This is a genomic window from Pontibacter sp. GD13, from assembly GCF_058216355.1.
This window is the reverse complement of record NZ_JBYZMQ010000009.1, coordinates 142,753-169,412: the sequence shown is the minus strand read 5'-3', so window position 1 is coordinate 169,412 and position 26,660 is coordinate 142,753. Positions and strand designations below refer to the sequence as shown.

Annotated in this window: 25 protein-coding genes and 1 tRNA gene; 11 read left to right on the top strand and 15 right to left on the bottom strand. The window is 50.5% G+C overall.

Translation table 11 applies throughout. The features are described 5' to 3' along the window. Positions 1 to 305: 305 nt before the first annotated feature. From AC4BAN_RS13495 to rpmH, 5 genes are all read right to left on the bottom strand, one after another. Positions 306 to 818, bottom strand: a complete 513-nt coding sequence (locus AC4BAN_RS13495; protein ID WP_490564934.1) for a DUF2480 family protein — start codon at positions 816 to 818, stop codon at positions 306 to 308. A 23-nt stretch (positions 819 to 841) separates the two neighbouring features. After that, positions 842 to 1,534 (bottom strand): tRNA (adenosine(37)-N6)-threonylcarbamoyltransferase complex dimerization subunit type 1 TsaB, encoded by a 693-nt coding sequence (tsaB, locus tag AC4BAN_RS13490; protein WP_490564933.1) that lies wholly within the window; start codon positions 1,532 to 1,534, stop codon positions 842 to 844. 140 nt (positions 1,535 to 1,674) lie between these two features. Next, positions 1,675 to 3,324 (bottom strand): S41 family peptidase, encoded by a 1,650-nt coding sequence (locus AC4BAN_RS13485; protein WP_490564932.1) that lies wholly within the window; start codon positions 3,322 to 3,324, stop codon positions 1,675 to 1,677. 29 nt (positions 3,325 to 3,353) lie between these two features. Next, positions 3,354 to 3,764, bottom strand: coding sequence for a ribonuclease P protein component (locus tag AC4BAN_RS13480; protein ID WP_490564931.1), 411 nt, complete (start codon positions 3,762 to 3,764; stop codon positions 3,354 to 3,356). 40 nt (positions 3,765 to 3,804) lie between these two features. Further along, positions 3,805 to 3,966 carry a 50S ribosomal protein L34 gene (gene rpmH, locus AC4BAN_RS13475; protein ID WP_115566561.1) on the bottom strand — a complete coding sequence of 54 codons (162 nt, stop codon included), beginning with the start codon at positions 3,964 to 3,966 and terminating at the stop codon, positions 3,805 to 3,807. Positions 3,967 to 4,200: 234 nt separating this feature from the next. Between rpmH and AC4BAN_RS13470 the strand changes: the two genes are divergently transcribed. Continuing rightward, positions 4,201 to 5,916 (top strand): M61 family metallopeptidase, encoded by a 1,716-nt coding sequence (locus AC4BAN_RS13470; protein ID WP_490564930.1) that lies wholly within the window; start codon positions 4,201 to 4,203, stop codon positions 5,914 to 5,916. A gap of 228 nt (positions 5,917 to 6,144) precedes the next feature. On the opposite strand, the gene AC4BAN_RS13465 is transcribed toward AC4BAN_RS13470, so the two are convergent. From AC4BAN_RS13465 to AC4BAN_RS13445, 5 genes are all read right to left on the bottom strand, one after another. After that, a complete protein-coding gene (locus tag AC4BAN_RS13465) occupies positions 6,145 to 7,386 on the bottom strand; it encodes an NAD(P)/FAD-dependent oxidoreductase (RefSeq protein ID WP_490564929.1) in 1,242 nt (413 codons plus the stop codon). A gap of 137 nt (positions 7,387 to 7,523) precedes the next feature. Then, positions 7,524 to 7,721 carry a hypothetical protein gene (locus AC4BAN_RS13460; RefSeq protein WP_490564928.1) on the bottom strand — a complete coding sequence of 66 codons (198 nt, stop codon included), beginning with the start codon at positions 7,719 to 7,721 and terminating at the stop codon, positions 7,524 to 7,526. 156 nt (positions 7,722 to 7,877) lie between these two features. Beyond that, a complete protein-coding gene (locus AC4BAN_RS13455; protein ID WP_490564927.1) occupies positions 7,878 to 8,798 on the bottom strand; it encodes a PfkB family carbohydrate kinase in 921 nt (306 codons plus the stop codon). A 151-nt stretch (positions 8,799 to 8,949) separates the two neighbouring features. After that, positions 8,950 to 9,026 (bottom strand) — tRNA-His (locus AC4BAN_RS13450). A gap of 78 nt (positions 9,027 to 9,104) precedes the next feature. After that, complete coding sequence (locus AC4BAN_RS13445; protein WP_490564926.1) at positions 9,105 to 10,439, bottom strand: dihydroorotase; 1,335 nt, start codon at positions 10,437 to 10,439, stop codon at positions 9,105 to 9,107. A gap of 137 nt (positions 10,440 to 10,576) precedes the next feature. Between AC4BAN_RS13445 and AC4BAN_RS13440 the strand changes: the two genes are divergently transcribed. Beyond that, positions 10,577 to 11,932: a DEAD/DEAH box helicase gene (locus tag AC4BAN_RS13440; RefSeq protein ID WP_490564925.1), complete on the top strand. Its 1,356-nt coding sequence runs from the start codon at positions 10,577 to 10,579 to the stop codon at positions 11,930 to 11,932. Between the two features lie 70 nt (positions 11,933 to 12,002). On the opposite strand, the gene AC4BAN_RS13435 is transcribed toward AC4BAN_RS13440, so the two are convergent. The 3 genes from AC4BAN_RS13435 to AC4BAN_RS13425 all read right to left on the bottom strand — a co-directional run bounded on the left by AC4BAN_RS13435 (position 12,003) and on the right by AC4BAN_RS13425 (position 14,189). Next, a complete protein-coding gene (locus AC4BAN_RS13435) occupies positions 12,003 to 12,455 on the bottom strand; it encodes a hypothetical protein (RefSeq protein WP_490564924.1) in 453 nt (150 codons plus the stop codon). Between the two features lie 166 nt (positions 12,456 to 12,621). Then, complete coding sequence (gene upp / locus AC4BAN_RS13430) at positions 12,622 to 13,278, bottom strand: uracil phosphoribosyltransferase (protein ID WP_490564923.1); 657 nt, start codon at positions 13,276 to 13,278, stop codon at positions 12,622 to 12,624. After that, the gene (locus AC4BAN_RS13425) at positions 13,251 to 14,189 is read right to left on the bottom strand and encodes a GNAT family N-acetyltransferase (protein WP_490564922.1); all 939 of its coding nucleotides are present in this window, start codon (positions 14,187 to 14,189) and stop codon (positions 13,251 to 13,253) included. Before AC4BAN_RS13425 ends, upp begins: the two co-directional genes overlap by 28 nt. Positions 14,190 to 14,309: 120 nt before the next feature. Here AC4BAN_RS13425 and AC4BAN_RS13420 point away from each other — a divergent pair, with 120 nt between their 5' ends. From AC4BAN_RS13420 to AC4BAN_RS13380, 9 genes are all read left to right on the top strand, one after another. Next, a complete protein-coding gene (locus AC4BAN_RS13420; protein WP_490564921.1) occupies positions 14,310 to 15,977 on the top strand; it encodes a capsule assembly Wzi family protein in 1,668 nt (555 codons plus the stop codon). Between the two features lie 333 nt (positions 15,978 to 16,310). After that, positions 16,311 to 18,149 carry an ABC transporter ATP-binding protein gene (locus tag AC4BAN_RS13415; protein ID WP_490564920.1) on the top strand — a complete coding sequence of 613 codons (1,839 nt, stop codon included), beginning with the start codon at positions 16,311 to 16,313 and terminating at the stop codon, positions 18,147 to 18,149. Between the two features lie 126 nt (positions 18,150 to 18,275). Further along, the gene (locus tag AC4BAN_RS13410) at positions 18,276 to 18,629 is read left to right on the top strand and encodes a hypothetical protein (RefSeq protein WP_490564919.1); all 354 of its coding nucleotides are present in this window, start codon (positions 18,276 to 18,278) and stop codon (positions 18,627 to 18,629) included. Continuing rightward, positions 18,626 to 19,201, top strand: coding sequence for a D-sedoheptulose 7-phosphate isomerase (gene lpcA, locus AC4BAN_RS13405; protein WP_490564918.1), 576 nt, complete (start codon positions 18,626 to 18,628; stop codon positions 19,199 to 19,201). The genes AC4BAN_RS13410 and lpcA overlap by 4 nt, the downstream gene beginning before the upstream one ends. A 241-nt stretch (positions 19,202 to 19,442) precedes the next feature. Further along, the gene (locus tag AC4BAN_RS13400) at positions 19,443 to 20,102 is read left to right on the top strand and encodes a hypothetical protein (protein ID WP_490564917.1); all 660 of its coding nucleotides are present in this window, start codon (positions 19,443 to 19,445) and stop codon (positions 20,100 to 20,102) included. Between the two features lie 129 nt (positions 20,103 to 20,231). Further along, positions 20,232 to 21,770 (top strand): YifB family Mg chelatase-like AAA ATPase, encoded by a 1,539-nt coding sequence (locus AC4BAN_RS13395; RefSeq protein ID WP_490564916.1) that lies wholly within the window; start codon positions 20,232 to 20,234, stop codon positions 21,768 to 21,770. Between the two features lie 236 nt (positions 21,771 to 22,006). Then, positions 22,007 to 22,597, top strand: a complete 591-nt coding sequence (locus AC4BAN_RS13390; RefSeq protein WP_490564915.1) for a porin family protein — start codon at positions 22,007 to 22,009, stop codon at positions 22,595 to 22,597. 333 nt (positions 22,598 to 22,930) lie between these two features. Further along, positions 22,931 to 23,599, top strand: a complete 669-nt coding sequence (locus AC4BAN_RS13385; protein ID WP_490564914.1) for a porin family protein — start codon at positions 22,931 to 22,933, stop codon at positions 23,597 to 23,599. Positions 23,600 to 23,729: 130 nt separating this feature from the next. Next, on the top strand, positions 23,730 to 24,374 hold the full coding sequence (locus AC4BAN_RS13380) for a porin family protein (protein ID WP_490564913.1): 645 nt from the start codon (positions 23,730 to 23,732) through the stop codon (positions 24,372 to 24,374). A gap of 87 nt (positions 24,375 to 24,461) precedes the next feature. On the opposite strand, the gene AC4BAN_RS13375 is transcribed toward AC4BAN_RS13380, so the two are convergent. Beyond that, on the bottom strand, positions 24,462 to 25,823 hold the full coding sequence (locus tag AC4BAN_RS13375) for a dipeptidase (RefSeq protein WP_490564936.1): 1,362 nt from the start codon (positions 25,821 to 25,823) through the stop codon (positions 24,462 to 24,464). A gap of 112 nt (positions 25,824 to 25,935) precedes the next feature. Then, complete coding sequence (gene plsY, locus AC4BAN_RS13370) at positions 25,936 to 26,580, bottom strand: glycerol-3-phosphate 1-O-acyltransferase PlsY (RefSeq protein WP_490564912.1); 645 nt, start codon at positions 26,578 to 26,580, stop codon at positions 25,936 to 25,938. Between the last annotated feature and the right edge of the window lie 80 nt (positions 26,581 to 26,660).

Genomic DNA, 26,660 nt, shown 5'->3' with positions numbered 1-26,660 from the left:
CCGGGGCCTAAAGCCCGCCTGAAAAGGCCCTGCCGCCGCCCGCGGGCCGCTCTCGCCGCCCTATCCTCCCCGCTTAACCCGTCCCTGCTGAACCGGGATGCAAAGGTAAGCAAAACGGCGGCAACCGCAAGGGGTGGGTGTGAAGTTTCTTTACAGTTTTGTGTAAGTAACTGTGTTGCAGCTTTAAAATTTTCACAGAACTTTTCCCGCCGCCTCCAGCAGTATTTTTTACCTTTCAGCAGATGATAAACAGAAAGGGGGCAGTGTTTAGTTCACACTGCCCCCTCTTTTTTCTGTAAATGTTATTACCCGTTTTTGGGCTTCTTATATAGAGGAACTGTGCTGCATGGCTCCCCATACATAAGGCTACTGGTTACGGGTAAAAGCTTCCGCATTATTTCTACATAGGCGTAAGTTGGCACCGGAATACTCCCGCATCCCTTTACTACCACTTTAGCGTCTCTGTATTCCTCTGGGTCTATTTTTGCGATTGCCTCCTGCAGCATAGCCTGCTCTAGTGCCTCCTCATCCCCAAATACAAAGAAGTTTGCATGCCCGTTAAGCTTTGTTGCTAAAAGCATATAGGCCCATGTAGGCACTATGGCATCTGCTGAACAAATAATCGCCACATTCTTGCCATCATACTTGGTCCAGTCATTCTCCTTCACAAAGGCCCGGAAGTCCTTTTCCTTTAATATGAGTCCGTGAAATAGATTTTCTTTGATATCATACACCACTCTTTCCCCCGGATGAAGCAATTCCTCCAGGTTAATTGTTACCAGTGAGCTCTGTGCTACTTTATTTATTATCTCTGACATCTTATTAGCTATTATAGTATGCGTTATTTTTTCGCACTTGTTATATAAACATCCTTTAGATAGAAGGGTTCATAGTAGGCTACATCTTCAAATAAGCCCTGTTCAAATTTTGGCAGCGCCAGCCTGCCTATTGTAATTGCCGATGGCGCTACCTCCTCGATGAACTGTGCATGTGCCTGGTTTGCTAAAAGTGGTTTTAACTTTGTGGCTCCACTTCCGAAGAAGATCACCGTTTGCTCTTTTAAGTATTTTTGAAAAGCTTGTTCATTCAATACAACCGGGGCTATCGGTACTACTTCGTGTATTTCTGCATCCAGTAGGCAGGTATACACTTCCATTCGCCGCGCGTCAAGCATGGGGCAAAACATGAAGTGTTTAGGAGTTGGGGTAAAGTCAATAACCTGTGCTGCCATACCATATAATGTAGACACTTCTATTAAAGGAATGTTTAAGGCGTAGCACAAGCCCTTCGCGGTTGATACGCCTATTCTTAAGCCTGTGTAAGAACCAGGACCACCCGAAACAGCTACCGCGCTCAGGCTCTCCATCTGCTCTCCGCAGTTTTCAACCAGTTGCGAGATCATCACTGTAATATAAGAGGAATGTGATTTCTCTATCCGCAGCTCGGAGGCGCCCAAAAGTTGCGGCCCCTTATACAGCGCAACAGAACACACTGATGTAGACGTTTCGAGAGCAAGCAGCAGAGGTGTAGACATGGTTTAAAAGGAAAATTGTCCCGTAAAATTAAGCGAAGCGAACGAAGGCACAAAATACCAGCATGCCGGTTCTGGCTGGCTTTAATCAAAAGGAGGCTACACTTGTATAGTATAGCCTCCTTTTAAACCTTTGCAACAGTTTATTTTAACTTTAAATATGCGTTATATTTCTGTGTATCGTTTAACACCTGTTTTGCCATCAAGATATTAGGATCATCATCAAAAGACGATTCTATATACCCCTTCCGTAAGTAGTAGCGCGAGGCTATCTCGGCCTCCAGCATTTCCCTGATCTCTGTTTTAAAACGCAACATATCATTTGACTTGTTATGAGCTACTTTCGTCTTAATAGCATCAAGTTCACTTTTTATATCGTCGTAGTGCTTACCATCCTTTGCTTTCTCAGCCAGATCTTCCAGCTCACTTTCAACACCGGTTGTATAAGACAGGTCTTTATCAGCCAGAAAATCTATAAACTGCTGGTATTCCGGATCAGAAAGCTTAAACTGCTTTGCTGGAGCAATCGAAGCGTGACCGGCTTTATACTTATTAGCGTAATCGAAGAAGTAACCGTTCCTGGCAATCGTTTTGATGATCTCTGAATAAGTAGGCTGCTCTACCTCCACGTCCGGCTTGATACCGCCGCCATCATACACAACACGGCCTCCTAATGTTTTAAAGGCCACTCGCAGTGAATCCGGAATTTTACCTACGCTGCCATCTTCGTTACGGTGTGCATAGTCGATGGCCTGAATGCAACGGCCGCTTGGGGTATAATACTTGGCTGTGGTAACTTTTAGTTGTGAATTGTAAGAAAGCGGGCGGGTAGCCTGCACGAGTCCCTTTCCAAACGTACGCTCTCCTACCAGCACGGCACGGTCATAGTCCTGCATAACACCGGCCACAATCTCTGAGGCAGACGCACTGCGGGAGCTGGTCAGGATAACAAGCGGGATGCTCTTATCCAAAGGTTCGTCCAGCGCCTTATAGGTCTTGTTCCACTCCTTCACTTTTCCTTTGGTGCTCACAATGTCTTTGCCTTTGTCCACAAACACATTCGAGATATTAACCGCCTCGTGCAGTAAGCCGCCTGGGTTATCGCGCAGGTCAAAAACTATTTTCTTGGCTCCCATCTCCTTCAGCTTCTGTACTGCCATTTTTACTTCTTTAGAAGCATCCACGGTAAAGCCGGATAGCTGGAAGTAGCCGATCTGATCGTCGAGCATGCCATAGTAGGGCACGTTATCCACCATAATGTTGGCGCGAAGCAACTCTACTGTTCTGGACTTGCTCTGACCGTAGCTACGCACCTCCAATTTAACCGGGGTGTTGGCCTGCCCTTTAAGTAGTTTCGTAACGTCTGAGGTAGATTTGCCGGTAACGGTGACATTATCCACTTTCATGATCTCATCCCCGATTACCAACCCCGCCTTATTTGCCGGCGAGTCCTCGTAAGGCATCTGAATCACAATTTTCCCGTCACGGTTCCCTACAAGCGCACCAATGCCGCCATACTGACCCGTGGTCATGGTACGGAAATCTTCGATATCATCTTCAGGAATATAGTTGGTGTAGGGATCCAGCGATTTGAGCATGGCATCAATACCTGTGCGCATCATTTTGGCCGGGGGCACGTCGTCTACGTAAAAGGTGTTTACCTCCTTAAACAGCGTGGCGAAAACATCGAGGTTCTTAGCTATCTCGAAATAACGCTCCGAGTCTGTTTTAAAGGAGAATAAGGCTACGGAAAGGATACCAACCAGAAGGCCGGCAATAGACTTTTTGTACATAATTTCTAGGCGTAAAGAACGGGGTAAGACTACTTAATCAAACAACGTTCCAAACCTGAAATTAGTTTTTTCTGGATGGACTGAAAGGATTTTTTTTCTTTACCGATGTAAAGAATGCCCAAAAGCTGTGGCGCACGCTCCGGATTCTGGGTGAAGATGTGCTTATTCAAACGGTATGCCTCACGCATTTGCCTCTTCAGGCGATTACGATCCGTGGCGCGCTTAAAGTAGCGTTTGGAAACAGAGAGGAGTACCTGGGGCGAACCTGAAGGCATATCCTGCGGCGAGTAGAACACAAACCGCAGCGGATACAAATTAAAAGAAGAACCCTTGCTGAACAGCAGCGCGATAAGGCGCCTGCTACACAAGTGTTCTTCTTTCGAAAATGTATAGAAAGTTGGCTGCCCGCTTTTACTATCGCTAGCTTGCTCCTTATCCATGAGCGGCTACCAACAAGCGATGCAAATCTCCCATCAGGGATTAAGCCGCCTTATGTCTTTTTTCGTCAGAAACAGATATTCTCTTTCTGCCTTTGGCTCTTCTGCTAGCCAATACTCTTCTACCGTTAGCGGTCTCCATTCTTGATCTGAAGCCGTGCTTGTTTCTTCTCTTTCTCTGCGAAGGCTGGAATGTTCTTTTCATCGTCTGCCAATGGTTTTATTATGGCCTGCAAAATTAGACAACCTTTTGTAAATTACAAAGCCTGCCTCAGATATTTCGTAAAAATATGCGCTACATCGCCCAGTTCATCTAACAAGGGCAAATTTATTGCTTTACAGATGCTATTTTTACGCGTAAGCATTAGCAAACGGCATTCCTAAACGCACTGTAACCTATCCGTATAATGCTACATAATCGAAACAAAGCCCCGAAACCATGCTCACATATTCCGTATCCTACGCCAGTCAGCTTTCGCATTTTCTAAACATCACCCTCACTATCACGCAAAACAGATCTGAACAGCTCTACCTGCAACTGCCTGCCTGGCGCCCTGGCCGCTACGAACTGCAACATTTTGCACAGAAATTACGCGGTGTTTCGGCCAGCGCCAACGGAACAAGTATCAATATCAGCAAAAAAACCAAAGACCGCTGGGCAGTGCAGGCGAATGGAGCCGAAACCCTAGAAATAACGTATAGCTTTTACGCCCACCAAATGGATGGCGGCGGCTCCTGGCTCGACGAGGGGCAGCTCTACCTGAACCCCATCAACTGCCTGATGGCCGTGGAAGGCCGGGAAACGGAACCGTGCCAGCTGCAACTGGCAATTCCCGGGCATTGGCAACTGGCCTGTGGTTTACCCCAAGAAGCAAAGCATACCGTAACAGCGACTAGTTTTGATGAACTAGTGGACAGTCCGTTAATTGCCAGCGCCACTCTCAAACACAAAACCTATGAAGTAAAGGGCACCATCTTCCATATTTGGATCCAGGGCGACTGCCAACCCGACTGGCAAAGGGTACTGCAGGACTTCAGCGCATTTACCCAGGAACAGCTGGAGGTATTCGGCGACTTTCCGGTGCCTGAGTATCATTTCCTGAACCAGATCCTGCCTTACCGCACCTACCATGGCGTGGAACACCGAAATTCTACTGTCATTACACTGGGACCTGGCGAGTTGCTCATGACGCCCTCCCTTTACAAGGAGTTCCTGGGCGTAGGTTCACATGAGCTGTTCCATACCTGGAATGTGAAGAAAATCAGGCCTATAGAGATGATGCCGTACAACCTGGCACAGGAGAATTATTTCAGAACCGGGTATGTGGCCGAGGGCGTCACCACCTATTACGGCGACTACCTACTGGCCCGGGCAGGGGTTTTTACGGCCGAGCAGTACTTTGGTGAGCTCAACACTACCCTGCAGCGCTACTTCAACGACTATGGCCGCAATAACCTATCGGTGGCCGACGCCTCTTTTGACCTGTGGCTGGACGGCTATAAGCCGGGCATCCCTGACCGTAAAGTATCCATCTACATCAAAGGTGCCCTTACGGCCCTGCTCCTGGACCTGTTGCTACGGCAGCATACCAGCAACCAGGCTAACCTCGACACGGTAATGCGTGCCCTTTGGGAGGATTTTGGGAAGCGGGAGATTGGGTATACAGCCGCCGACTACGTACAACTAATTAACAATGTGGCCCGAACATCGCTTACATCATACTTTGACAACTATATTAACGGCACGGCTCCTATTGAAACGGCGCTTAACGAAGCGCTGCGCTTTGTAGGCTGTTCTTTACTAGAGGCGGAGAATCCGCTAATAAACGAGGGTAAGTATGGGTTTAAAGTTAGCTCGGAAGGAAGCGTGCAGGTAACGGCGCTAGCGCCTGGCTCTCAGGCCAGTGAAGTATTGAGCGTAGAGGATGAACTGGTGGCCCTGAACGGGCGCAAAATAGAGAACAACCTGCAACACCTGCTGGCGCTCTCAAAAGAGCAGGCGGAGTTTACGCTGTTCCGCGGCAAGCATTTGCGGGTAGTGCGCATGGAGCCAAACCATGAGGGTTACTTCCGAAAGTATACAGTGGAAAAGAGACCTGATGCGACAGAAGCGGAGAAGGAGAACTTCAGGTTATGGCTAAAGCAGGCGTTTTGAGAAGGGGAACAAGCTTTCAGCCTGCCACATATTTTTCAGAAAATCATACTGCCAGTTTAACTGCAGCGGCAACTGATAGTAAAGCATGGTAGTGGGTTTCAAACTGGCGGTATGGGCGCCTCTGATAATTTTTACTTATAAAAAAGCCTTGCAAGTGCCAGGGATAACTCTAGCAGCAACAGCTTTAGCCGCTGCATAATGCACTACCATTTTCAGACTGCTGCGGCTTTAATTAAAGAGCAGTTTAAAGTAAAACGACGGTTGCTTCAGGCGCTCCCGCAGGTCCAGGTCGTTGAACATGCAGGAAATTGTTTCGGCCAGGGCCTGGTTTTTAGTGGCTTTATTCGCGACCTGGTTAAACAGCCAGGGATAATTCAATAGCTTCTGCATCTGGCGGCTTAGTTTCAACTCTTTCCAGAGGCGGTTGTACACGGCTTTATCGTATTGCTGTAAAAAGGGAGCGGAGAAGTTTTGCTGCTCCAGGCATTTTATTGCCTGCTCGGCAGCCCAACGTCCGCTGATCATGGCGTTGCTGATGCCTTCGCCTGTAAAGGGGTCTATCAAAGCGCCGGCATCGCCTACCAGCATGTAGTTGTCGCCTGACAGCGAGCGCTTTTTAGAGCCTAACGGCAGGCCGTAGCCTTTAATTTCGCCCACCAGTTCAGCCCTGGCAAAGCGTTTCCGGAGTTCCGGATGCGTCTCGATCATGCGGAGCATCTCTTTTTTCAGGTTTATCTTTTTAGCGCTGATAGCGCTGCTAAGCATGCCCACCCCTACGTTGGCATGGCCGTTCGGAAGCGGGAAGACCCAGAAATAACCCGGCAGAAAATCTTTGAAGAAGTGGAGCTCAATAAAATTATCCTTGTCCAGGTCTTCTACACCTTTATAGTAGGCGCGCAGTCCCGCACAGAAATGCTCTGGCTCTTGTTGCAGTCCCGCCACATGCCGCGAAAAGCCGGATTGCGCCCCATTGGCCACAACCAGCAACTTAGCCGCTATTCGCGCGTTGCCGCTTTTATCTGAAAGCAAAAAGCTCCCATCTGGCTGGCGCTCATACCTGGCTACATCCACCCCTTCGAGCAGCTCGATCTCGGGACGCTGCCTTACCTGCTGCACTAAAAAGTTATCGAAGTCGATGCGTTTGGAAATGTACCCCGCAGGCGCGTCCTCCTCGGGCTTGTAGTTATACTTAAAGGGCACGCTCAGCTTTTTGCCACCAGGCGAGATAAAATGGATGCCCCACGAGGGCACCTGCACTTCCTGCTCCAGGCTGAAAAGGTGGGGCAGGTCGGGCGAAATACGGCGAAGCTCGTTCACCACTTTTCCGCTCAGCGCATCGCCGCATACTTTGTCGCGGGGAAAGGTGGCCTTGTCAATCAATACAGAAGAGATTCCTTTATTGGCCAGGTGCAGGGCAGTTGTAGCGCCGCCTGGGCCGGCACCAAGTATGCAGATGTCAGTTTTGTACATGCGTAAGCTTTATGAGCATTCGAAAGATAAGCAATTGTACACATACAGCCTCTACCCATCTGCACAAAAAAAGGAGGAAAGCCACCTGGGCCATCCTCCTTTTATATTTTCATAGTTGTTATTTTGCTTGTGTTGCGCTACTTCCTGTCTGGCGTGTTATTGCCACCCTTCGCTAAATTGCGGTTCGGGTTTTGTACTTTGGTAGCGTCTTTGTTTAGTGCGTTGCGATTAGGGCTGTCATTAATGTTTCCCATCGGTTTGTTCGGATCTTCCTGATTAGGGTTATTTTTCTTCAGCTCCTCTATGTCTTTTTTATTTTCGTTCTTTATGCTCATAATCCTATCTCCTCGTTAGTCTATACACAGTTTTACACCTACGCACCCTATTTTGTTACAATTTTGTTTAATTTGCCTTCCATGCGCACGACAGGCAGTAATAAAAAAAGGGAAGCCGCGGCCTCCCTTTCATACCTTGTATACTAAAGAGCAGTACTACAGCGCAGCTTCAAACTGAACCAGGTTCACAAACTGTTGCACACGGTGCTCTATCTCTTCTTTGGTCAGGTTTTTCAGGCGCTCTGTGCCGAATTTCTCCACGCAGAAAGAAGCCATGGCCGAGCCGTAGATCACGGCGCGCTTCATGCCTGCAAAGCTAATATCGCCAGAGCTGGCCAGGTAGCCAATAAAGCCGCCGGCAAAGGTGTCCCCAGCGCCGGTTGGGTCAAAAACCTCTTCCAGCGGCAGGGCCGGAGCGAAGAATACCTCCTTCTCATGGAACAGCAAGGCACCATGCTCTCCTTTTTTGATAATGAGGAATTTCGGCCCCATCGCCATGATCACCTTAGCAGCTTTCACCAAAGAGTACTCCCCGCTAAGCTGGCGTGCTTCCTCGTCGTTGATCGAGAGCACATCCACCAGCGCCATGGTCTGCTTGAGCTCCTCCAGGGCAATGTCCATCCAAAAATTCATGGTGTCCATCACAATCAGCTTCGGGCGCTTTGTTAAACGCTCTATCACGGTGCGCTGCACCTGCGGCGCCAGATTGCCCAGCATCAGGTACTCGCACCCCTGGTAGCTATCCGGAATAATAGGATCGAAATTGCCCAGCACGTTCAGTTCTGTCACCAGCGTTTCGCGGCTGTTCATGTCGTTGAAGTAGCGGCCAGACCAGAAAAAAGACTTCTCATTCTCCTTTACCTGTACCCCTTCCGTACTGATGTCACGCTGGTGCATCAGCTCGATGTGGTTCTGGTCGAAATCGCCGCCCACCACCGACACGACATTTACCGGCTTCACAAAGTATGAAGACGACAGGGAAATGTAGGTGGCCGCACCGCCAACGATCTTATCTGTTTTTCCGAAGGGTGTCTCCAGCGCATCAAACGCCATCGAACCTACTACTGTTAAGCTCATATCTTTTTTAATTTTGAATGACTGATTCCTTTCATTCCGAATAACTGGTTTTAATTGCCCGGTGCTATGTTTTTTTCGCGCCAGATGCTGAAAACCAGATATTCCAGATCTATCCAAATAAAAAAGCCCCTGAAGGTTTGCTTCAAGGGCTTGGGGTGGAAGATGGGGCTCGAACCCACGACCCCCAGAATCACAATCTGGTGCTCTAACCGACTGAGCTACAACCACCGTGTATTATTTGAGAGTGCAAATATACGCAGCAAACCACACAATGCAATAGCTACGGCACATTTTTGTGCAAATATTTTACCTGTCGAACAACAGCCGCTCGCCTCTCCTGCTCTCATCAAAAGCCCCGTTGGCAAAAGCCAGGTGCCCCGAAACGAAGGTATGCGTGGGGGTGCTGCTAAACGTATGTCCTTCGAAAGGCGACCAGTCGCATTTGTAGTAAGTATTTTGCCTGGTTACGGTGTAAGGCCTGTTTAAATCTACCAGTACCAGGTCAGCCCAGTAGCCCTCCCGTAGAAAGCCGCGCTCGCGCACATTAAAAAGTATGGCCGGCGCGTGGCTCATTTTCTCCACCATCTTTTCCAGCGTTAGTTTTCCCTGCTTCACAAACTCCAGCATCATTTGCAGGGAGTGCTGCACCAGCGGCACCCCCGATGGCGCTTGTTTATACTTGCCTTGCTTTTCCTCCCAGAGGTGGGGGGCGTGGTCCGTGGCGATCACGTCCAGCTTGTCCTCGAGCAGCCCCTGCAGGAGCGCCTCTTTGTGACGATGCTCCTTAATGGCCGGGTTGCACTTTATCTGCGTACCGAACTGCGCGTAATCTTGCTTATCGAACCAGAGGTGGTGCACACATACTTCGGCGGTGATGCGTTTCTGTGCCAGCGGAATATCGTTTCGGAACAGCTTCAGCTCCTCCTCCGTGGAAATATGCAGGATGTGCAGGCGCGTGTTGTGTTTCTCGGCCAGTTTCACGGCCAGGTAACTCGATTTAAAGCAAGCCGCCTCATTTCTGATTTCCGGGTGGCACTCTATCGGGATATCCTCCCCATACTTTTCCTCATACACAGCCATTCTATCGCGGATGATCTGCTCATCTTCGCAATGTACGGCAATGGGCAACCGGGCCCTGGAGAATATCTGCTCCAAGGTCTGCTCGTTGTCTACCAGCATATTGCCCGTTGAGGAGCCCATAAAGATCTTGATGCCACAAACCGTGTTCGGGTTGGTTAACAGCACTTCGGCCAGGTTATCGTTGGTGGCACCCATGTAAAAGGAGTAGTTTGCCAACGAGGACTCCGCAGCAATTTTATACTTGTCTTCCAGTAGTTCCTGGGTGGTGGCGTTCGGCACGGTGTTGGGCATCTCCATAAAAGAAGTGGTGCCCCCGGCCACAGCGGCTCTCGCCTCGGTTTGAATGTTTGCCTTGTGCGTTAGCCCCGGCTCCCTAAAATGAACCTGGTCGTCGATCACGCCGGGTAGCAAATGCAGGCCAGTGGCATCAATAGTTTCGCCAGCTTCGGTGGTTATGCCTTGGCCGATCTGCGCGATGCGCCCGTCCTGGATTAGAACATCGGCAGTAGTTATACTTCCTTCGTTTACGAGTTGTGCGTTTTTAATCAGAATGGATTTCATAGAGGCTGTGCAAGTTACAGAAAAGCTAATATACGCGATGCTACTGGCTTTTCCTGACTCAAACGTGAATCTTCACCCTTAAACCATAAAATTCATGTACTTTTGTAAGTCAACATTACCCACAACACACTATTACCATGGCCGAAGAAGCAGAGAAAGAGATAAGCACGTTCGAGGATTTTAAGCTGAACAGGCAGTTGCTGAACGCCATTGAGGAGGCCGGGTACGAAAAGCCAACACCTATTCAGTTAAAGGCGATACCGGTAATAATGGGTGGCCACGACGTAATGGGTATCGCCCAGACCGGAACCGGCAAAACAGCTGCCTTTCTGCTGCCTATTTTGATGAAGGTGAAATATGCGCAGGGCATGAACCCACGCGCCATTATACTGGCCCCTACCCGCGAACTGGCCATGCAGATAGAAGAGAATATTACGCTGCTAGGCAAATACACCGGCATTCGCCACACCGTAATTTATGGCGGACTAGGCCCCAAAACACAAATAGAAATTATAAATAAAGGCCTTGACATACTGGTTGCCACGCCAAAAAGGCTGATGGAATTATATCTGAAAGGTGAACTGATCCTGAAGGAAGTGAAAACACTGGTACTGGACGAGGCTGACAAGATGATGGACATGGGCTTTATGCCACAGATCCGCCAGTTGCTGGAAGTGATTCCGCGCAAACGCCAGAACCTCTTGTTCTCAGCCACCATGCACCCGAAAGTGGTGGAGCTGTCGGAAGAGTTCCTGGAGTTCCCGACCCGCATCGAAGTAACCCCCCAGGCCACACCCGTGGAAACCGTAAGCCAGGTGCTGTACCAGGTACCCAACCTGCGTACCAAAATTGCGATGCTGGAGCATGTCATCCAGGATAAGGAAACGTTTAACCGCGTGATCATTTTTACCAGGAGCAAGAAGAATGCGGAAGACGTGGCCAAGTTCCTGGAGCGACGCGAGTACGGGGAGGTGCGGGCCATACACGGCAACAAAGGCCAGAATACCCGCATCAACTCCATGGAGGCATTTAAAGGGGGCGATGTGCGCTTTTTAGTGGCAACCGACGTGGCATCGCGCGGCATAGATGTAACCATGGTGAGCCACGTGATCAATTTTGATGTGCCTTTTGTGTACGAAGATTACGTGCACCGCATTGGCCGAACAGGCCGTGCTGAGAATGCGGGCGCTGCCATTACCTTTGCCAACCCAGCTGAGATGTACCACATCCGCAAGATCGAGAAGCTGATCCGGATGCAGATACCGGAACAGCCTATGCCCCCGGAAGTAAAGATCTACGACATCACATTTGAAGAGCAGCAGGCCATTGCCCGCGACATTGACCACCAGAAGCGAAGCGATAACCCGGACTTCAAAGGTGCCTTCCATGAGAAGAAAGGCAGGCACAAGTCTAACTTCGAGAAAGGTAAAAAGAAAGGCGACCCGAAAAGCTCCTACTGGCAGAAGACGAAGAAAAGCAGCCGGAAGAAATGAAACCAAAAGAGGCCCGAAACACACACATGCTTCGGGCCTCTTTTGGTTTAGCCTGCCCGTATATAAGGTGTTAGAAAAAACGGGTGGCGATACTGCCGAACTCAAAAACCATCAGGTTTAGCAACGCACTCCAAAAAATGGCACTCCAGAGCATGTGCAGGAAGATATGCTTGCGAGATGCCCCGAAAAGCGAGGCCACTACCGTGCCGAAGATAGGCGTGAGCAAGATAGGCGTTAAAAAAGCGATGCCTGTTACCCCGAACTTATTCCAGATCTGCACGACGCGCCGGTTCTTTTTACTGAAGATGGGTTTGCGCTTTGCCCGGTTATTGGCCGATATCCTTTTTGAAAAAGCACGGCCAACAATGGAGAAGATCACCACGCTGGTCATCATCCCTGCCACCGTTAACAGCACCGACTCCATATACGTTAAGCCCAGGCTTGCCCCGGTTACCGGACCTCCAAAAAATTTCACCATACTCACTAAGTACACCGACAGGTACTTCAGGATTTCTACCAACACAGCATTCAATTAAAATTGTACTCTAAAAAAGGGAGGACTTGTATACCGTAGTATACGCACAGCACGCATAAAATTTATATAAATTATCAAATACAAAGTTTATATAAATTATTAAATATTAACTGCTTATAAAAACAAACAGGAGGGCAGCGCTTAAAGTTCAGGATTAGATCTTGGGTCCGAAGGCCAGGTCGCCGGCATCGCCCAGCCCCGGCACGATATAGGAGCGTTCGTTCAGGTGGCTGTCCATGGTGCCCAGCCAGACAAGTGCTTCCGGAATCTCCTGCTGCACGTGCGCTACGCCCTCTGGGGAGGCAATAGCCGCAGCAATGTGTACCTGAACAGGTTTGCCGTGGCGCAGCATCCCTTGATACGATTTCACCAGCGACCTGCCGGTGGCCAGCATCGGGTCTGCCAGGATGAGGATCTTATCGTGCAGGTCGGTAGAGGCCAGGTATTCCATGTTAATCTGCAGCTCGGTGTTCTCCTCTTCTACCCGGTAAGCGCCCACAAAGGTACTGTAGGCCTTATCAAAATAATTGAGCATGCCCTGGTACATGGGCAAACCGGCCCGAAGTATGGTAGCCAGCACCGGCTGGTTAGAGAGCAGCATGGTTTCTGTCTCGGCCAGGGGCGTGGTAATGCGGCTCACCTCGTAAGGCAGCGTTTTAGATATCTCGTACGCCAGCAACTCCCCTATACGCTCCAGATTCCGACGGAAGCGCAGGCTGTCACCCTGTACGTGCACATTACGCAGCTCGGCAATGTAGTGGTTTGCCAGGGAGGGAGTTTCGGTCAGGATGTAGAGGTTGCGTCTTTCCATTGGAGGTACCAGGGTTTGTGTCGTTTTGCTAAAGATACGTAGTTGATTGGTGTGGCCCCAAAGTTTGCGTAAAATTTTGCCACCGAGGGCACCATACTCCCCTCGAAGTCGAGAATGCGGTTACTGCCTGCGTATTTTTGGATGATGTGGTCCAGCAGCAGGGTCATGGCGGCGGCTTTGCGCCCTTCTTCCGAGGCTGCGGAAAAGAGGAAGATCACCTTTTCGGGCTGCAGGATAAAAAGAGCGGCTGCAATAGGGTTGCCTGCCTCGTTTGCCACCTGCAGCAGCGCAGCGGTTTTTCGCTGGGCCAGCACCTGATACAGCCTGGCCAGCAGCCGGTAATGCTTTGCCTTTACTTCGCTCAGTTCCTGGCCCTTGGTAGCCTTAAACAGGGCAATCAGCGGCTTTACATCTGCCAGTGGTTTTACCGTTATCCCCGCGCGCTGTGCCTTGTGCAGTTTATGGCGGTTGCGGTAGCCACGCAGCAGGCACGCATAGGCTGGGCTCAGATGCAGGTGATACGTGACCCGGCTTACCTGCTGCAAATCAAAAGCACCTGCCGGGGGTTGGGCATTACCGGTGTTCAGCTGCAGGTACACATTTTTATACTTAGGGGGGATAAGCGCCAGGTAATCCGGTATACTTTTACACGTGCTTTTGGCTGTAGTAAAAAGACCCAGCTGCTGCGTAAAAAAGGGCTGTTGTACGCCCCACTGGCCCCAGCGCCTGCCCAGCGGCAAAGGAAATACTGAGACGTAGTGCCCCTCCTGCTCCTCTACCACGGCATCCCAGCGATCGCACACCTCCTGCAGATACCATGCAAAGGCATACACCATGTGCTCTGCCGAGGCTGCAACACAGGCATTCCATGCTTCTTTGTTTATCTCTTGATGGGGCAGGTAGCGCAACATGAGGGGCTGTGTGTTTTCTGTCCTGCTAAAGTATAAATTCAGCGCCGTTTCCTGAACAATAATTTTAGAAAAGAGTACATTCGCACTTAATAGCTGCCATAACTTGCTAAAACCACCATCATGAGATTTATACTTTGTGCCCTGACACTTGCTTTGCTCACCGGATCTTACGCCCAGGCCCAGGACGTGTATGTGCCTTATAACCGTGATGTGTACCACTGGATAGGTCGTTACCAGATCTTGTACGGTGACCAGGTGCCTGCCCTCCAGACGGCTGTTCACCCCTACGGACGCCAGGATGTGGCCAACCTGGCCGAGATCAGTGCCCGCAATGTCCGTACGCGAGTAGATGCCTTTAACACTACCTACCTCCTGAACGACAACTGGAACTACACCAGCCAGGAAAACAACGACAGCGAACCCATCCTGAAGTATTTTTACCGCAACCAGACAGACCTATATCATTTCGAGAACGAGGATTTCTCCATCAGGGTAAACCCCGTGCTACACCTGGAGGTGGGCCTCGACAACCAGACGGAGGGCATCCGCTACGTGAACACCAGGGGCGTGCAGATCGAGGGCAGCATCGACAAGCGCTTCGGCTTTTACACGTTCATTGGTGAGAACCAGGCCCGCTTTCCAGCCTACGTCATGGACCGCATCCGGCGCGACGGCGTGGTGCCCCATGAGGGCTTCTGGAAAAACTTTAAGACAGATGGGTACGACTTTTTTACGGCCCGCGGTTACCTGAACTATGCCCTGAGCAAACACGTGGAAATACAGCTGGGCCACGACCGCCATTTTATCGGCGATGGCTACCGCTCGCTGGCCCTTTCCGACTACGCCCCGCCGGCCTTCTTCCTGAAGCTGAACACCCGCGTGTGGAAGCTGCATTACATGAACTTGTTTCAGGAACTTACCTCCGAGTTTCGCCGTGGCGGAGGCGACAGGCTGTTGCCTAAGAAATACATGGCCCTGCACCGCCTGGGCATTAACGTAACCGATAACCTGAACTTGGGTGTGTTTGAGCAGGTGGTGTTCGCGCGCGACAAAGGCAAATTCGAGTTGCAGTACCTGAACCCGGTCATCTTTTACAGGGCCATTGAGCAGGCGCTCGGCAGCGAGGACAACGCCATGGTGGGGGCAGACTTCCGCTGGAACATCTACAACAGGGTGCAGCTTTACGGACAGTTGCAGCTAGATGAGTTTCTGCTGAAAGAGGTAAAAGCGATGAACGGCTGGTGGGCAAACAAACAGGCCGGGCAACTGGGTGCCAAATACATCAACGCCTTTGGCCTGCCCAACCTCGACCTGCAGGGCGAGGTTAATATCATCCGCCCCTACACATACCAGCACCGTACCTCCGCCACCAACTACCAGCACTACAGGCAACCGCTCGCTCACCCCATGGGGGCCAACTTGGCTGAGCTCGTGGGCATTATCTACTACCAGCCTATGCCGCGCCTGATGCTAACCGGTAAAGCCATTGCCACGCGCTTTGGCCAGGACATCGTAACCGCCACCGACACGCTGAACTATGGCGGCAATGTGCTGTTGCCCTACACCACGCGGGTATCCAACTACGGCAACGAGATCGGCCAGGGCAATACCACCAACCAACTCCACCTCGACCTGACGGCCACCTTTCAGCTGCGCCATAACATGTTCCTGGACCTGAAGGGCATTCTGCGCCGCACGGATGCAGAGCTAAACGCCACGGATCGCAACACTGCCTTTGGCTCTTTTGCATTCCGCTGGAACATTCCGCAAAGGCTGCACGAGTTTTAAGCTGAAGCTTTTCTTCTATTGTTGACAGCCGAGGCTTAGGCTGGCAAGTGCCGGGTAGCTTACATGGCGAGGGCGATGCAACTTTCATTTGTGGCTCCTTTATATAAGGCAAAGGAGCCACAAGTAGGCCCCTCTTACCATGTGGTTTTACTTTCCTTCCAATCTGCCTATTATTAAGTATCTTTGCGGCGGCTTTGCCTCCGGGTTTCCGAAGGCAGGCTTTTTGTAAACCAGTAATTACATGATAGGGGAACCGGGGCTGGTTACCACATTGGTTGCCAGGCGCGTCAAGGGCATTGTGCAGCAGAAACAACCGGCAACCCCAGACATACCATGAAGACATACCTTCGCATACTTCAGTTTGCCAGACCCTACAGCAGGTTTGTGCCGCTCTATACCCTGTACACCATTCTGGGCATTATCTTCGGCCTGTTCAACTTCACGCTCATTATACCGTTGCTGAATGTTTTGTTTGGGCAGGTTGGCTCTGAGGAAGCCGCTGTTATGGCCACCACTAAGCCAGAGTTTAGCTTTACCATCGATTTCATCAAAAGCTTTTTTAATTTCCACTTCGGCCAGATTATACTGGAAGAAGGCCGCCTGGGTGCCCTCCTGTTTGTCTGCATCATCATTGTGGTGTCTATCTTCTTCAGTAACCTGTTCCGCTACCTGGCATTCCGGATCATCGGCGCTTTGCGGGCACACGTGGTAGAAAAGATGCGCGAAAAAGTATACCGGCGCGTAACGGAGCTGGAACTGGGCTATTTTAGCAACGAGCGCAAAGGTGACCTCATGACACGCCTCACAGTGGATATACAGGAGGTGGAGAGCTCTGTAGTAAGCACACTGACCGTTATCATCCGGGAGCCGATTGCCATTATCGCGTTTTTCGCCATCCTGTTCACCATGTCGGTTAAACTCACCCTGTTTACCCTGATCCTGCTGCCGATCTCGGGCGGCATTATCTCCGGCATCTCCAAACAACTTAAGCGCAAGGCCAGCCAGGGCCAGGATTCGCTTAGCTTTATCCTGACCATTATAGATGAGACCCTGAGCGGCATGCGGGTAATAAAGGCTTTTAATGCCGAGCCTTTTATCCTTAGCAAGTTTCATGACCAGAACAACCGCTACGCCCGCATTCAAAGGTCTATTGCCAATAAGCGCGACCTGGCCTCCCCCCTTTCCGAGTTCTTGGGTGTAACGGTAGTGGCAGGCCTGCTTTTTTACGGGGGCACCCTGGTGTTAACCCAGCAATCAGACCTGCAGCCGGCAGAGTTCATCACCTACATCATACTTTTCTCGCAGGTACTGGTGCCGGCCAAAGCCATGTCGGCTGCGTTCAGCAATATCCAGCGCGGCCTGGTTTCCGGGGAAAGGGTGCTGAAAGTGATCGATACCGAGCCAAAGATCGTGAACAAGCCCAACGCGAAAGTGCTGCCCCGTTTCGAGCGCCAGATCGAGTTTATCGATGTGGGTTTTGACTATGGCGATAAGCCGGTGCTGCAGGATATTAATTTCACCATTGAGAAAGGAAAGACTGTGGCGCTGGTTGGCCCGTCCGGAGGCGGCAAATCCACTCTAGCCGACCTTATCCCGCGCTTTTACGACCCTACCCACGGTGCCATCCTCATCGATGGGCACGACATCCGGGATTATACCATGGAGTCGGTGCGCAGTGAGGTAGGCGTGGTTACCCAGGAGTCCATTCTTTTCAACGATACCATCTTCAACAACATCGCCTTTAACAAGACGGATGCCACCGAAGCTGAGGTAATGGCGGCGGCCAGGATCGCCAACGCCCATGATTTTATCAGCAGCTCGGAGCACGGCTACCAGACCATGATCGGCGACCGGGGCGGCAAACTTTCCGGCGGGCAGCGGCAGCGCCTGAGCATTGCCCGCGCCATACTTCAGAACCCGCCCATCCTGCTCCTCGACGAGGCTACCTCGGCGCTTGACACCGAATCGGAGAAGCTGGTGCAGGAGGCGCTTACAAACCTGATGCGGAACAGGACCTCGCTGGTCATTGCGCATCGGCTCAGCACAATTCAGCACGCCGATGAGATTCTGGTGCTCCAGCAGGGCCGCATTATAGAGCGCGGCACCCACGAGGCGCTGCTGCAAAACAGTGGCATGTATGCCAGATTAACACAGATGCAGCTGACCGTATAACGGATTAATAGTATTATTTTTTAGCTAACATTGGTAATAACAAGGAATTAGCGGCTAGCGTTTGGAAAGAATCATATTTTTTTTAGCTTTAGAAAAGTATATGTTCCACAAGCCCTTACCCTTATTATGAAAGCACTTTTAGCACTACTTGATTTCCTGGTGATCTCCTACATGGTGTTCACCGTTTTATTGTTAACCGCACTTCTCAACGAGACCGCTATTTTAGATATCCGCACCGAAGACCAGGTACTTTTGCTCTACAAAGCCATCGTGGCTATTGGCGGCGTGATCATGTTTGCGCGATTGGCTGCCGGGCGCCTCTATGTGGCGGACCTGAAGTATGACCGGCACCTGGCGCAGCTTAAAATTAACAGCCTGAAAGCTGACCTCTATGAAAAGCGTCAGGAATTCAGGAGCAACACCTTCTTACCGAAAACCGAAGAAACAGCGGCCGAGGTGAGACTACTAAAACAAGCATGACCTCCAACCTAATACTGGCAGAGTTAACAGAGGCACAGCATGTGCTCAGCGCGTTTCTTGCCGACCAAAGTAACATAACCGCCATTGAGCTTGCTGCCAACACCATGGCAGAAGCCATTGGCAGTGGCGCCAAAATTATCAGCTGCGGCAACGGCGGTTCTATGTGCGATGCCATGCACTTTGCCGAGGAGCTAACGGGCCGGTACCGCGAAAACCGGCGGGCCATGCCGGCCATTGCCATTTCCGATGCCACCCACATGAGCTGCGTAGGCAACGACTATGGCTACGACGCCGTTTTTGCGCGTTACCTGGAGGCACTGGGTAATAAAGGCGATATACTGCTGGCCATTAGCACAAGCGGCAACTCGGGCAACGTGCTAAAAGCCGCTGAAACCGCCAAAGCCAGGGGCATGAAAGTGGTAGGCCTGACAGGCAAGGATGGCGGGAAGCTGGCCTCCTGGTGCGATGTTGAGATACGGGTCCCGCATTTCGGCTTCGCAGATCGGGTACAGGAGATCCATATCAAGGTTATCCATATTCTTATCCTGTTGCTTGAGCAAAAATTGGCCTAGCCAATAAATCGCTTTTTTATACACCCAAAGTATACCCGCAGCTATACTCCTGATAGCCGCGGGTATTTTTTATACCGGGTACCGCAACATTGCCTTAGGCAGCACACATTCCAGTAACCCACATTATACCTTATCTTTCAACGCGCACCTGTTACAGGCAGCAAGGATGCCTTCCCAACTTAGTATGGTACGTATGTAAAGGATATTGCATTCAGCCTCATTCTGAAAGCGGCATCAACTTATGAACCACATCCTATACTTTATTTTGGCGCTGGGCCTGCTTGCCTGTGAGCCTCAGGATAACAAAGAGCAGACCGAAGTTACAGGTCCCGCCGCTACCGACACGACAGCTATTACCGCACAGCAACCTGAAACGCCCGACCCTGCCTTTCTTATCATTCCTGGCAAAAGCGTAGGTCCTATCAACCTATTAATGTCTGCGGATGAATTGCACCAGGTTATGGGCCAGCCAGACAGCGGGGATGCTGCCATGGGTAAGGCTTTGCAGTTTTGGATCAGCGACAATCCTGCAGGGAAGCGCCATTACGTGGCGGCGTACACCGTCAACAATTTCGATGGCAGCGGCGATCCGCCTAAAGTGCAGCAGATACAGGTTACCTCGCCTCAGTATAAAACTGAACGTGGTCTAAGTACCGGTGATAAGTTTGCCAGCGTGCGTAAAGTATTTAACAAGTTGCAGCCTCTGGCCTTTTATACAAACCAACAAAAACAACAAGTATACATTTACGATGATCAGCCGCAAGGCATTGCCTTCGAGGTTACCCTGCCCGATAGCGTATGCACTGCTATTACGGTGCACCAAAAAGGGGAGAACGTAACAGCGTCTTACCTGCCTATTCACCCCGACATGACCCGCCTCAAGAAGCCAGCTCAACAGTAGCAGCCTCCGCTCTCTAAAGTTATTTTTGCTGATCACTCTTATTTAAGTACAATATGTAGAACTTTGTGCCGAAGGCGTGTGTTAGCGCACAAATCGCTATACTTTATTGATCGGAATTATTTATACGAGATGCTCATAAAATCCTTTGGCAGCGCCGTACAGGGCGTAAATGCCTACACTGTAACCGTAGAAGTGAATGTAAGCCCAGGCACTAAATACTACCTGGTAGGGCTGCCAGACAATGCCGTAAAGGAAGGCGAGCAGCGGATCGAGTCTGCCCTGAAGCAATACAATTTTAAAATGCCGCGCCAGAAAGTGGTGATCAACATGGCGCCCGCCGATATCCGCAAGGAAGGCACTGCCTACGACCTGACCATTGCCATGGGCATACTTGCCGCTTCCGGGCAAATTGCCCCCGATAAGCTCGGGCAGTACATGATCATGGGCGAACTCTCGCTGGATGGCTCGCTGCAACCGATCAAAGGCGTGCTGCCCATTGCCATTCAGGCACGCAAAGCAGGATTCAAGGGATTTATACTCCCGACCCAAAACGCGCAGGAGGCGGCGATCGTGAACAACCTGGAGGTGATTGGTGTCAGCAACATTTTGGAGGCCATCGAATTCCTGGACGGCAAGCGCGAAATACCTCCCATCGCCATGGACACACGCGAGATGTTTCAGAACACCGTAGACCAGTATGCCGCCGACTTTGCCGATGTGCAGGGGCAGGAGAACATTAAACGCGCCCTGGAGATTGCCGCCGCCGGCGGACATAACGTGATCATGATCGGCCCGCCCGGGGCTGGTAAAACGATGCTGGCCAAGCGTTTGCCATCGGTGCTGCCCCCGCTCTCGATGCACGAGGCACTGGAGACGACAAAGATACATTCGGTGGCGGGCAAGCTGGGAGAGGCCGCCTCGCTGCTTACCACCCGCCCCTACCGCTCCCCGCATCATACTATTTCGGATGTTGCCCTGGTGGGAGGCGGCAGCAATCCGCAGCCCGGCGAAATATCGCTCTCGCACAATGGGGTGCTGTTTCTGGATGAACTCCCCGAATTTAAGCGCACCGTGCTGGAAGTAATGCGACAGCCCCTGGAGGAGCGGCGCGTAACGATCTCCAGGGCCAAAACCACCATAGATTTCCCGGCTAACTTTATGCTGGTGGCCAGCATGAACCCCTGCCCGTGCGGCTATTATAACCACCCTGATAAGGAATGCGTGTGTGGCCCGGGCGTAGTGCAGCGCTACCTGAACAAAGTGAGCGGCCCCTTGCTGGACCGCATAGACCTGCATGTGGAGGTAACACCGGTTACCTTCGATGAGATGACCGCCACCCGAAAGTCAGAAGACAGCGCAACCGTTCGGGCACGCGTGGTGGAAGCCCGAGAGCGTCAGACAACCCGTTTTCAGGATGCACCGTCGGTGCATTCCAATGCCATGATGCCCTCGCAGATGGTGAAAGAACTTTGCCAGATAAACGAAGCGGGACGCACCCTGCTCAAAACTGCCATGGAACGCCTGGGTTTGTCGGCCCGCGCCTACGACCGCATCCTGAAAGTAAGCAGAACCATTGCCGACCTGGCCGGAAGCGAGGGAATAAAAATAGAACATTTAGCAGAAGCCATTCAGTACAGAAGCCTGGACCGCGAGGGGTGGGCAGGTTGATCTGTAACGCTTTCAATTATATATAGATAGCTATTTAGTGAGAAGCAGTGGCACATGGTGTCGCTGCTTTTTTAATACTTGCCGCACCTTTCTCTTTGCGCTATGCCTGGCTACGCCCACAAAATTTCTTATAATTTTTAAAGACTTAAAGTATGCCTTTGCGTAAGAGGGTTACATTAAGCAAAATTGAGCATGCTCTTTTGCCCGTGTTTAACAATCATCTAAAAAAAGAACTTATGAAAAAGACACTGATATTACTCGTATTGACTTTTGTAACCACAGTTGCCGCACAGGCACAAATGCAGGCCCCTAAATTTGGTATTCGGGCTGGCGCGAACTACTCCGGTTTTTCAGGTGATGATGCCGACAACCTGGATAGGATGTTTGGCTTCCATGCTGGCCTTACCTCACAGTTTATCCTAACCAGCGACAACTTTTTTGCGATTCAGCCGGAGCTTTTGTTCTCCACAAAAGGAGCAGAATCGAAGGATGATAGCTTTAAGTACAAAATTAGCTACCTGGACGTGCCGGTGCTGGCGCGGGTGAATGCCGGGCCGCTTTATTTTGAAGGAGGGCCGCAGGTGTCTTTCCGAGTTGGTGGCGACATTGAGTCTAAGGGTGTAAACATTGATGATGACCTGGATCAGTTTAAGCGAACCAGCTTTGGCTATGCCGCCGGTATCGGTTTGTCAGCCACACCGCTGGGTTTAAGCGTTGGTGTAAGATATAATGGCGATATATCTAAACTAAATGAAAATGAAAACGTTTCAGATGCACGTAACAACGTGTTTATGTTAACCCTGGGGTACACGCTACCAACCAGATAAGAACTGCCGTATTAGTACAGAATATTAACTATGAACCATTAGAGCCCGAGAAGGGCTCTAATGGTTTAACCCACCTCATAACACTGAGCCGGCCTCCTCAAAGAAATATTTATACAAGCTATATAGGCAACCGCAATATTTTGGCCTGCTTGTTGCTAAACATTTCTTGCATGCATGTACCGGGGCAACTTCCTGATAGCTGTTTTATTTTTCTTTCTAGTTATCAATAGGTTGTACCAACCAGTTCAAAAATAGACATAAATTTAACCATTAACTTATCCCATTAACCGGCTACAGCTCGTTATTCAGAGCGTACCCATACTTTATACGATTATGAAAAAGCTATTTATTGCATTTGCATTTGTATTCGGCACATTCTCTTTTGCCCAGGCTCAAACTGCCTCTTTCGGTATTAGAGGTGGTGCCAATATTTCTAACCTTTCAGGCGACCTGCGTAATGAGAGTCGTTTTGATAACAAGGTTGGCTTTCATGGAGGAGCCGTGTTAAACTTTGGTATCGTGGATAATTTCTTCTCTATTCAGCCAGAGCTGCTTTACTCTGTAAAGGGTTTCAAAAACAGCGATGAAGAAGTTACCTTACTGGGCAACACAAGACGCAGAGAGGGCAAAGTGAATTACAATTACTTGGACCTGCCGATACTGGCTAAAATTAAAGCTGGCCCCTTATATTTTGAGGCTGGTCCGCAGGCAGGCTATCTGCTAAGCGTAAACAACGAGACAAAAACCTATTTAAACGGTAACCTCCAGTCTACTACCCGCGATGAGAAGAGCAAAGAAGGTTTATCAGAGTTTGAGCTGGGCTATGCCGCTGGTATTGGTTTTGCATCAAATAACGGCATCAGTTTTGGCGTGCGTTATAACGGCGGTTTCTCTGATTTTGCCAAGGATGCCCCCAATGATTATTTCGACGGGGACCTGGCTAATGCCCGCCACTCTACCTTTATGGTAACCCTGGCCTTCATGTTGCCAGGCGGCAGATAATTTAAGCGCATTCTTTAAAAAAGCCGTCCTCCCTGTTTTGGGTGAGGACGGCTTTTTTGATGCCAGGTAGCTGCAAACAAATTTAGCGGTAACACAGTAAAACGTATTGCTTTACCACCTAGCCCGTACGATGAGAAAAACTATTTTTACGCTCCTGTTTATCCTTGCTCCGCTTCTAATGGCGCAGGCACAATTTGCCCGATTTGGTGCCATTATCGGCGGGGGCTTTACCCGCGTTCAGGGCGATGACGGACCTGCAGAATTCACAAACTATTTAGCAGGCTTCCATGGCGGCTTTGTGGGCAGTTACGAGTTTGTATCGCGCCTGGCCGTGCAGGCCGAACTGCAGTACGACCAGAAAGGATTCACTTACGATGGCTTCCCGATCAGCCCCTCAGAAGCTTTGGTAGATGACCACAGGCTGCATTACCTAACCTTGCCGTTACAGCTTAAACTGCAAAAAGGAGGTTTATTTGTACTCGGGGGCCCGTACTTAGGCTACTTGGTGGCCGAGGAGACAAGAGTCCGTATCCTGGACAGTTCCACGCTGGAAGACCCAGACCCGGTGGAGATAGGGAAATACCCCCTGCACATAAATGATTTCGAGCGTTGGGACTACGGCTACACAGCAGGCGTTGGGATAGAGCTGGACAATGGCTTTTCCATGAGCTTTCATAACACGGGCGGCCTGCGCTCCTTCTCAAAAGAACTAGACCAAAAAAACTTTGGCTTTAAGCTGAGCATTGGCTACCTGATACGGCCCTCGCTTCCTTAACGGGTCAGGCGCATCAAGCACAGCGGCCCGGCTAATAAAATAGCCGGGCCGCTGTGCTTGCTGTTTTCCCTGCGAAACGCCTGGTTGCTATTTACTCATTTCTGCAAAATGCTGGTAGAACAAGGGGATGGTTTCGATGCCTTTCATGTAATTAAAAACGCCGAAGTGCTCATTTGGCGAGTGGATCGCATCTGAATCAAGGCCAAAGCCCATCAGCACAGAATCCAGCCCCAACTCAGACTTGAACATAGACACGATAGGGATAGAGCCCCCGCTGCGCACCGGAATAGGCTTAACGCCAAAGGTCTCTTCGTATGCTTTGGCTGCGGCCTGGTAGGCAACGGAATCTGTAGGGGTTACCACCGGCTCACCGCCATGGTGGGGTTTTACAACCACGCGCACACTGGCAGGCGCTATACTTTCAAAATGCTTCCTGAACTTTTCAGTGATTTCGGCTGAGGTTTGGTGCGGCACCAGGCGCATGGAGATCTTGGCAAACGCTTTGGATGGGATAACCGTTTTGGCACCCTCACCGGTATAGCCTCCCCAGATCCCGTTCACATCCAGGGTTGGGCGGATAGAGTTGCGCTCCATGGTCACGTAACCTGTCTCGCCATGCACGTCCGTCAGATCCAACGCTTTTTTATATTTCTCCAGGTCAAAAGGAGCCCGTGCCATCTCAGCCCGTTCCGCTGCACTTAGCTCATCCACGTTGTCGTAAAAGCCAGGAATGGTGATGTGGCTGTTCTCATCGTGCAGGGAGGCGATCATCTGGCAAAGGATGTTGATCGGGTTGGCCACTGCGCCGCCATAAAGGCCGGAGTGCAGGTCGCGGTTGGGGCCGGTCACTTCTACCTCTACATAGCTCATGCCGCGCAGGCCGGTGGTAATGGATGGGGTGTCGTTGCCCAGCATGCCGGTGTCGGAGATCAGGATCACGTCGCCTTGCAGCCTCTCCTTGTGCTCTTTCACGAACGTGGCCAGGTTTTCAGAGCCGATCTCCTCCTCTCCTTCTATCATAAATTTCACGTTGCAGGCCAAGGTGCCCGTGCGCATCATGGTTTCGAAGGCTTTTATGTGCATGTACATTTGCCCCTTGTCGTCGCAGGCTCCCCGCGCGTATATTTTTCCGTCTTTTATCACGGGCTCAAACGGGGGCGAGTTCCATAGCTCGTAAGGGTCGGCGGGCTGCACGTCATAATGGCCATACACGATTACGGTTGGCAGGCTTGGGTCCACCATCTTTTCGCCATATACCACCGGATAGCCTGCCGTTTCCACCAGTTCCACGTTATCGGCGCCGGCTTCTTGCAGGCGTTGCTGCACAAACGCCGCTGTTGCAAGCACATCCTGTTTAAATTTAGGGTCGGCGCTAACAGACGGAATGCGCAGCATATCCAGCAACTCGTTTATAAAACGGTCTTTGTTTTCGTTGATATATTGGTTCATCATAGCAAAAGGTACGTTTTTGTTTCGGCTTAAAGTTACAAAAAAAGCTACCCTTATAGAACAGGATAGCTTTTTGATAAGTATTGCAGGCTTTACAAGAAAGACTAAGTGGTCATTTTTTCCGGCCGAGGTTAATATTGGCTTTACTCTCCTCGCCGGCAATCAGGCGGTTAATGTTTTTACGGTGCGTAAGCACCACTACGGCAAAAAGTATAAACCCGAACACGATCAGGATGGGGTTATCCGGATGAAAGCGCGGCAACAACAACAAGATGGGAAATGCCAGCGCTGCAATCATAGAGCCCAGCGAGACATAACGCGAGGTAAAGAGCACGATCACAAAAATCACCATGCACATTAAAGCCACCTCGGTTTGTATAGCCAGCATCATGCCCAGCAGAGTAGCCACGCCCTTACCGCCTTTGAAACGCTCATATACCGGGAAGATATGCCCCACAACGGCCAGAGCACCCAATATAAGTTGAAAAATGAGCAGCTTATCAGGAGGTATGATATTGAAGATAACCAGGAAACCAGCCAGTGAGGTGGCTGTCCAACCCTTAAAGATATCGATGAGCATGACTGCAGTACCAGGTTTTTTGCCCAATACTCTAAACGTGTTGGTAGCACCGGAATTGCCGCTGCCGTGTTGCCTGATATCGACGCCGTAATAGGCCTTGCCCAACCAGACAGCGGTTGAGATTGAACCGATCAGGTAAGCGGCCACAAATAATATAGCTGTTATTAAAATATCCATGTAGTAACTAATCTTTTGCCTTTAGGGCGCATGCCTGCTTGTGATTAAAGTGCAAACAACAACGCTGCACAGGCTTAAAA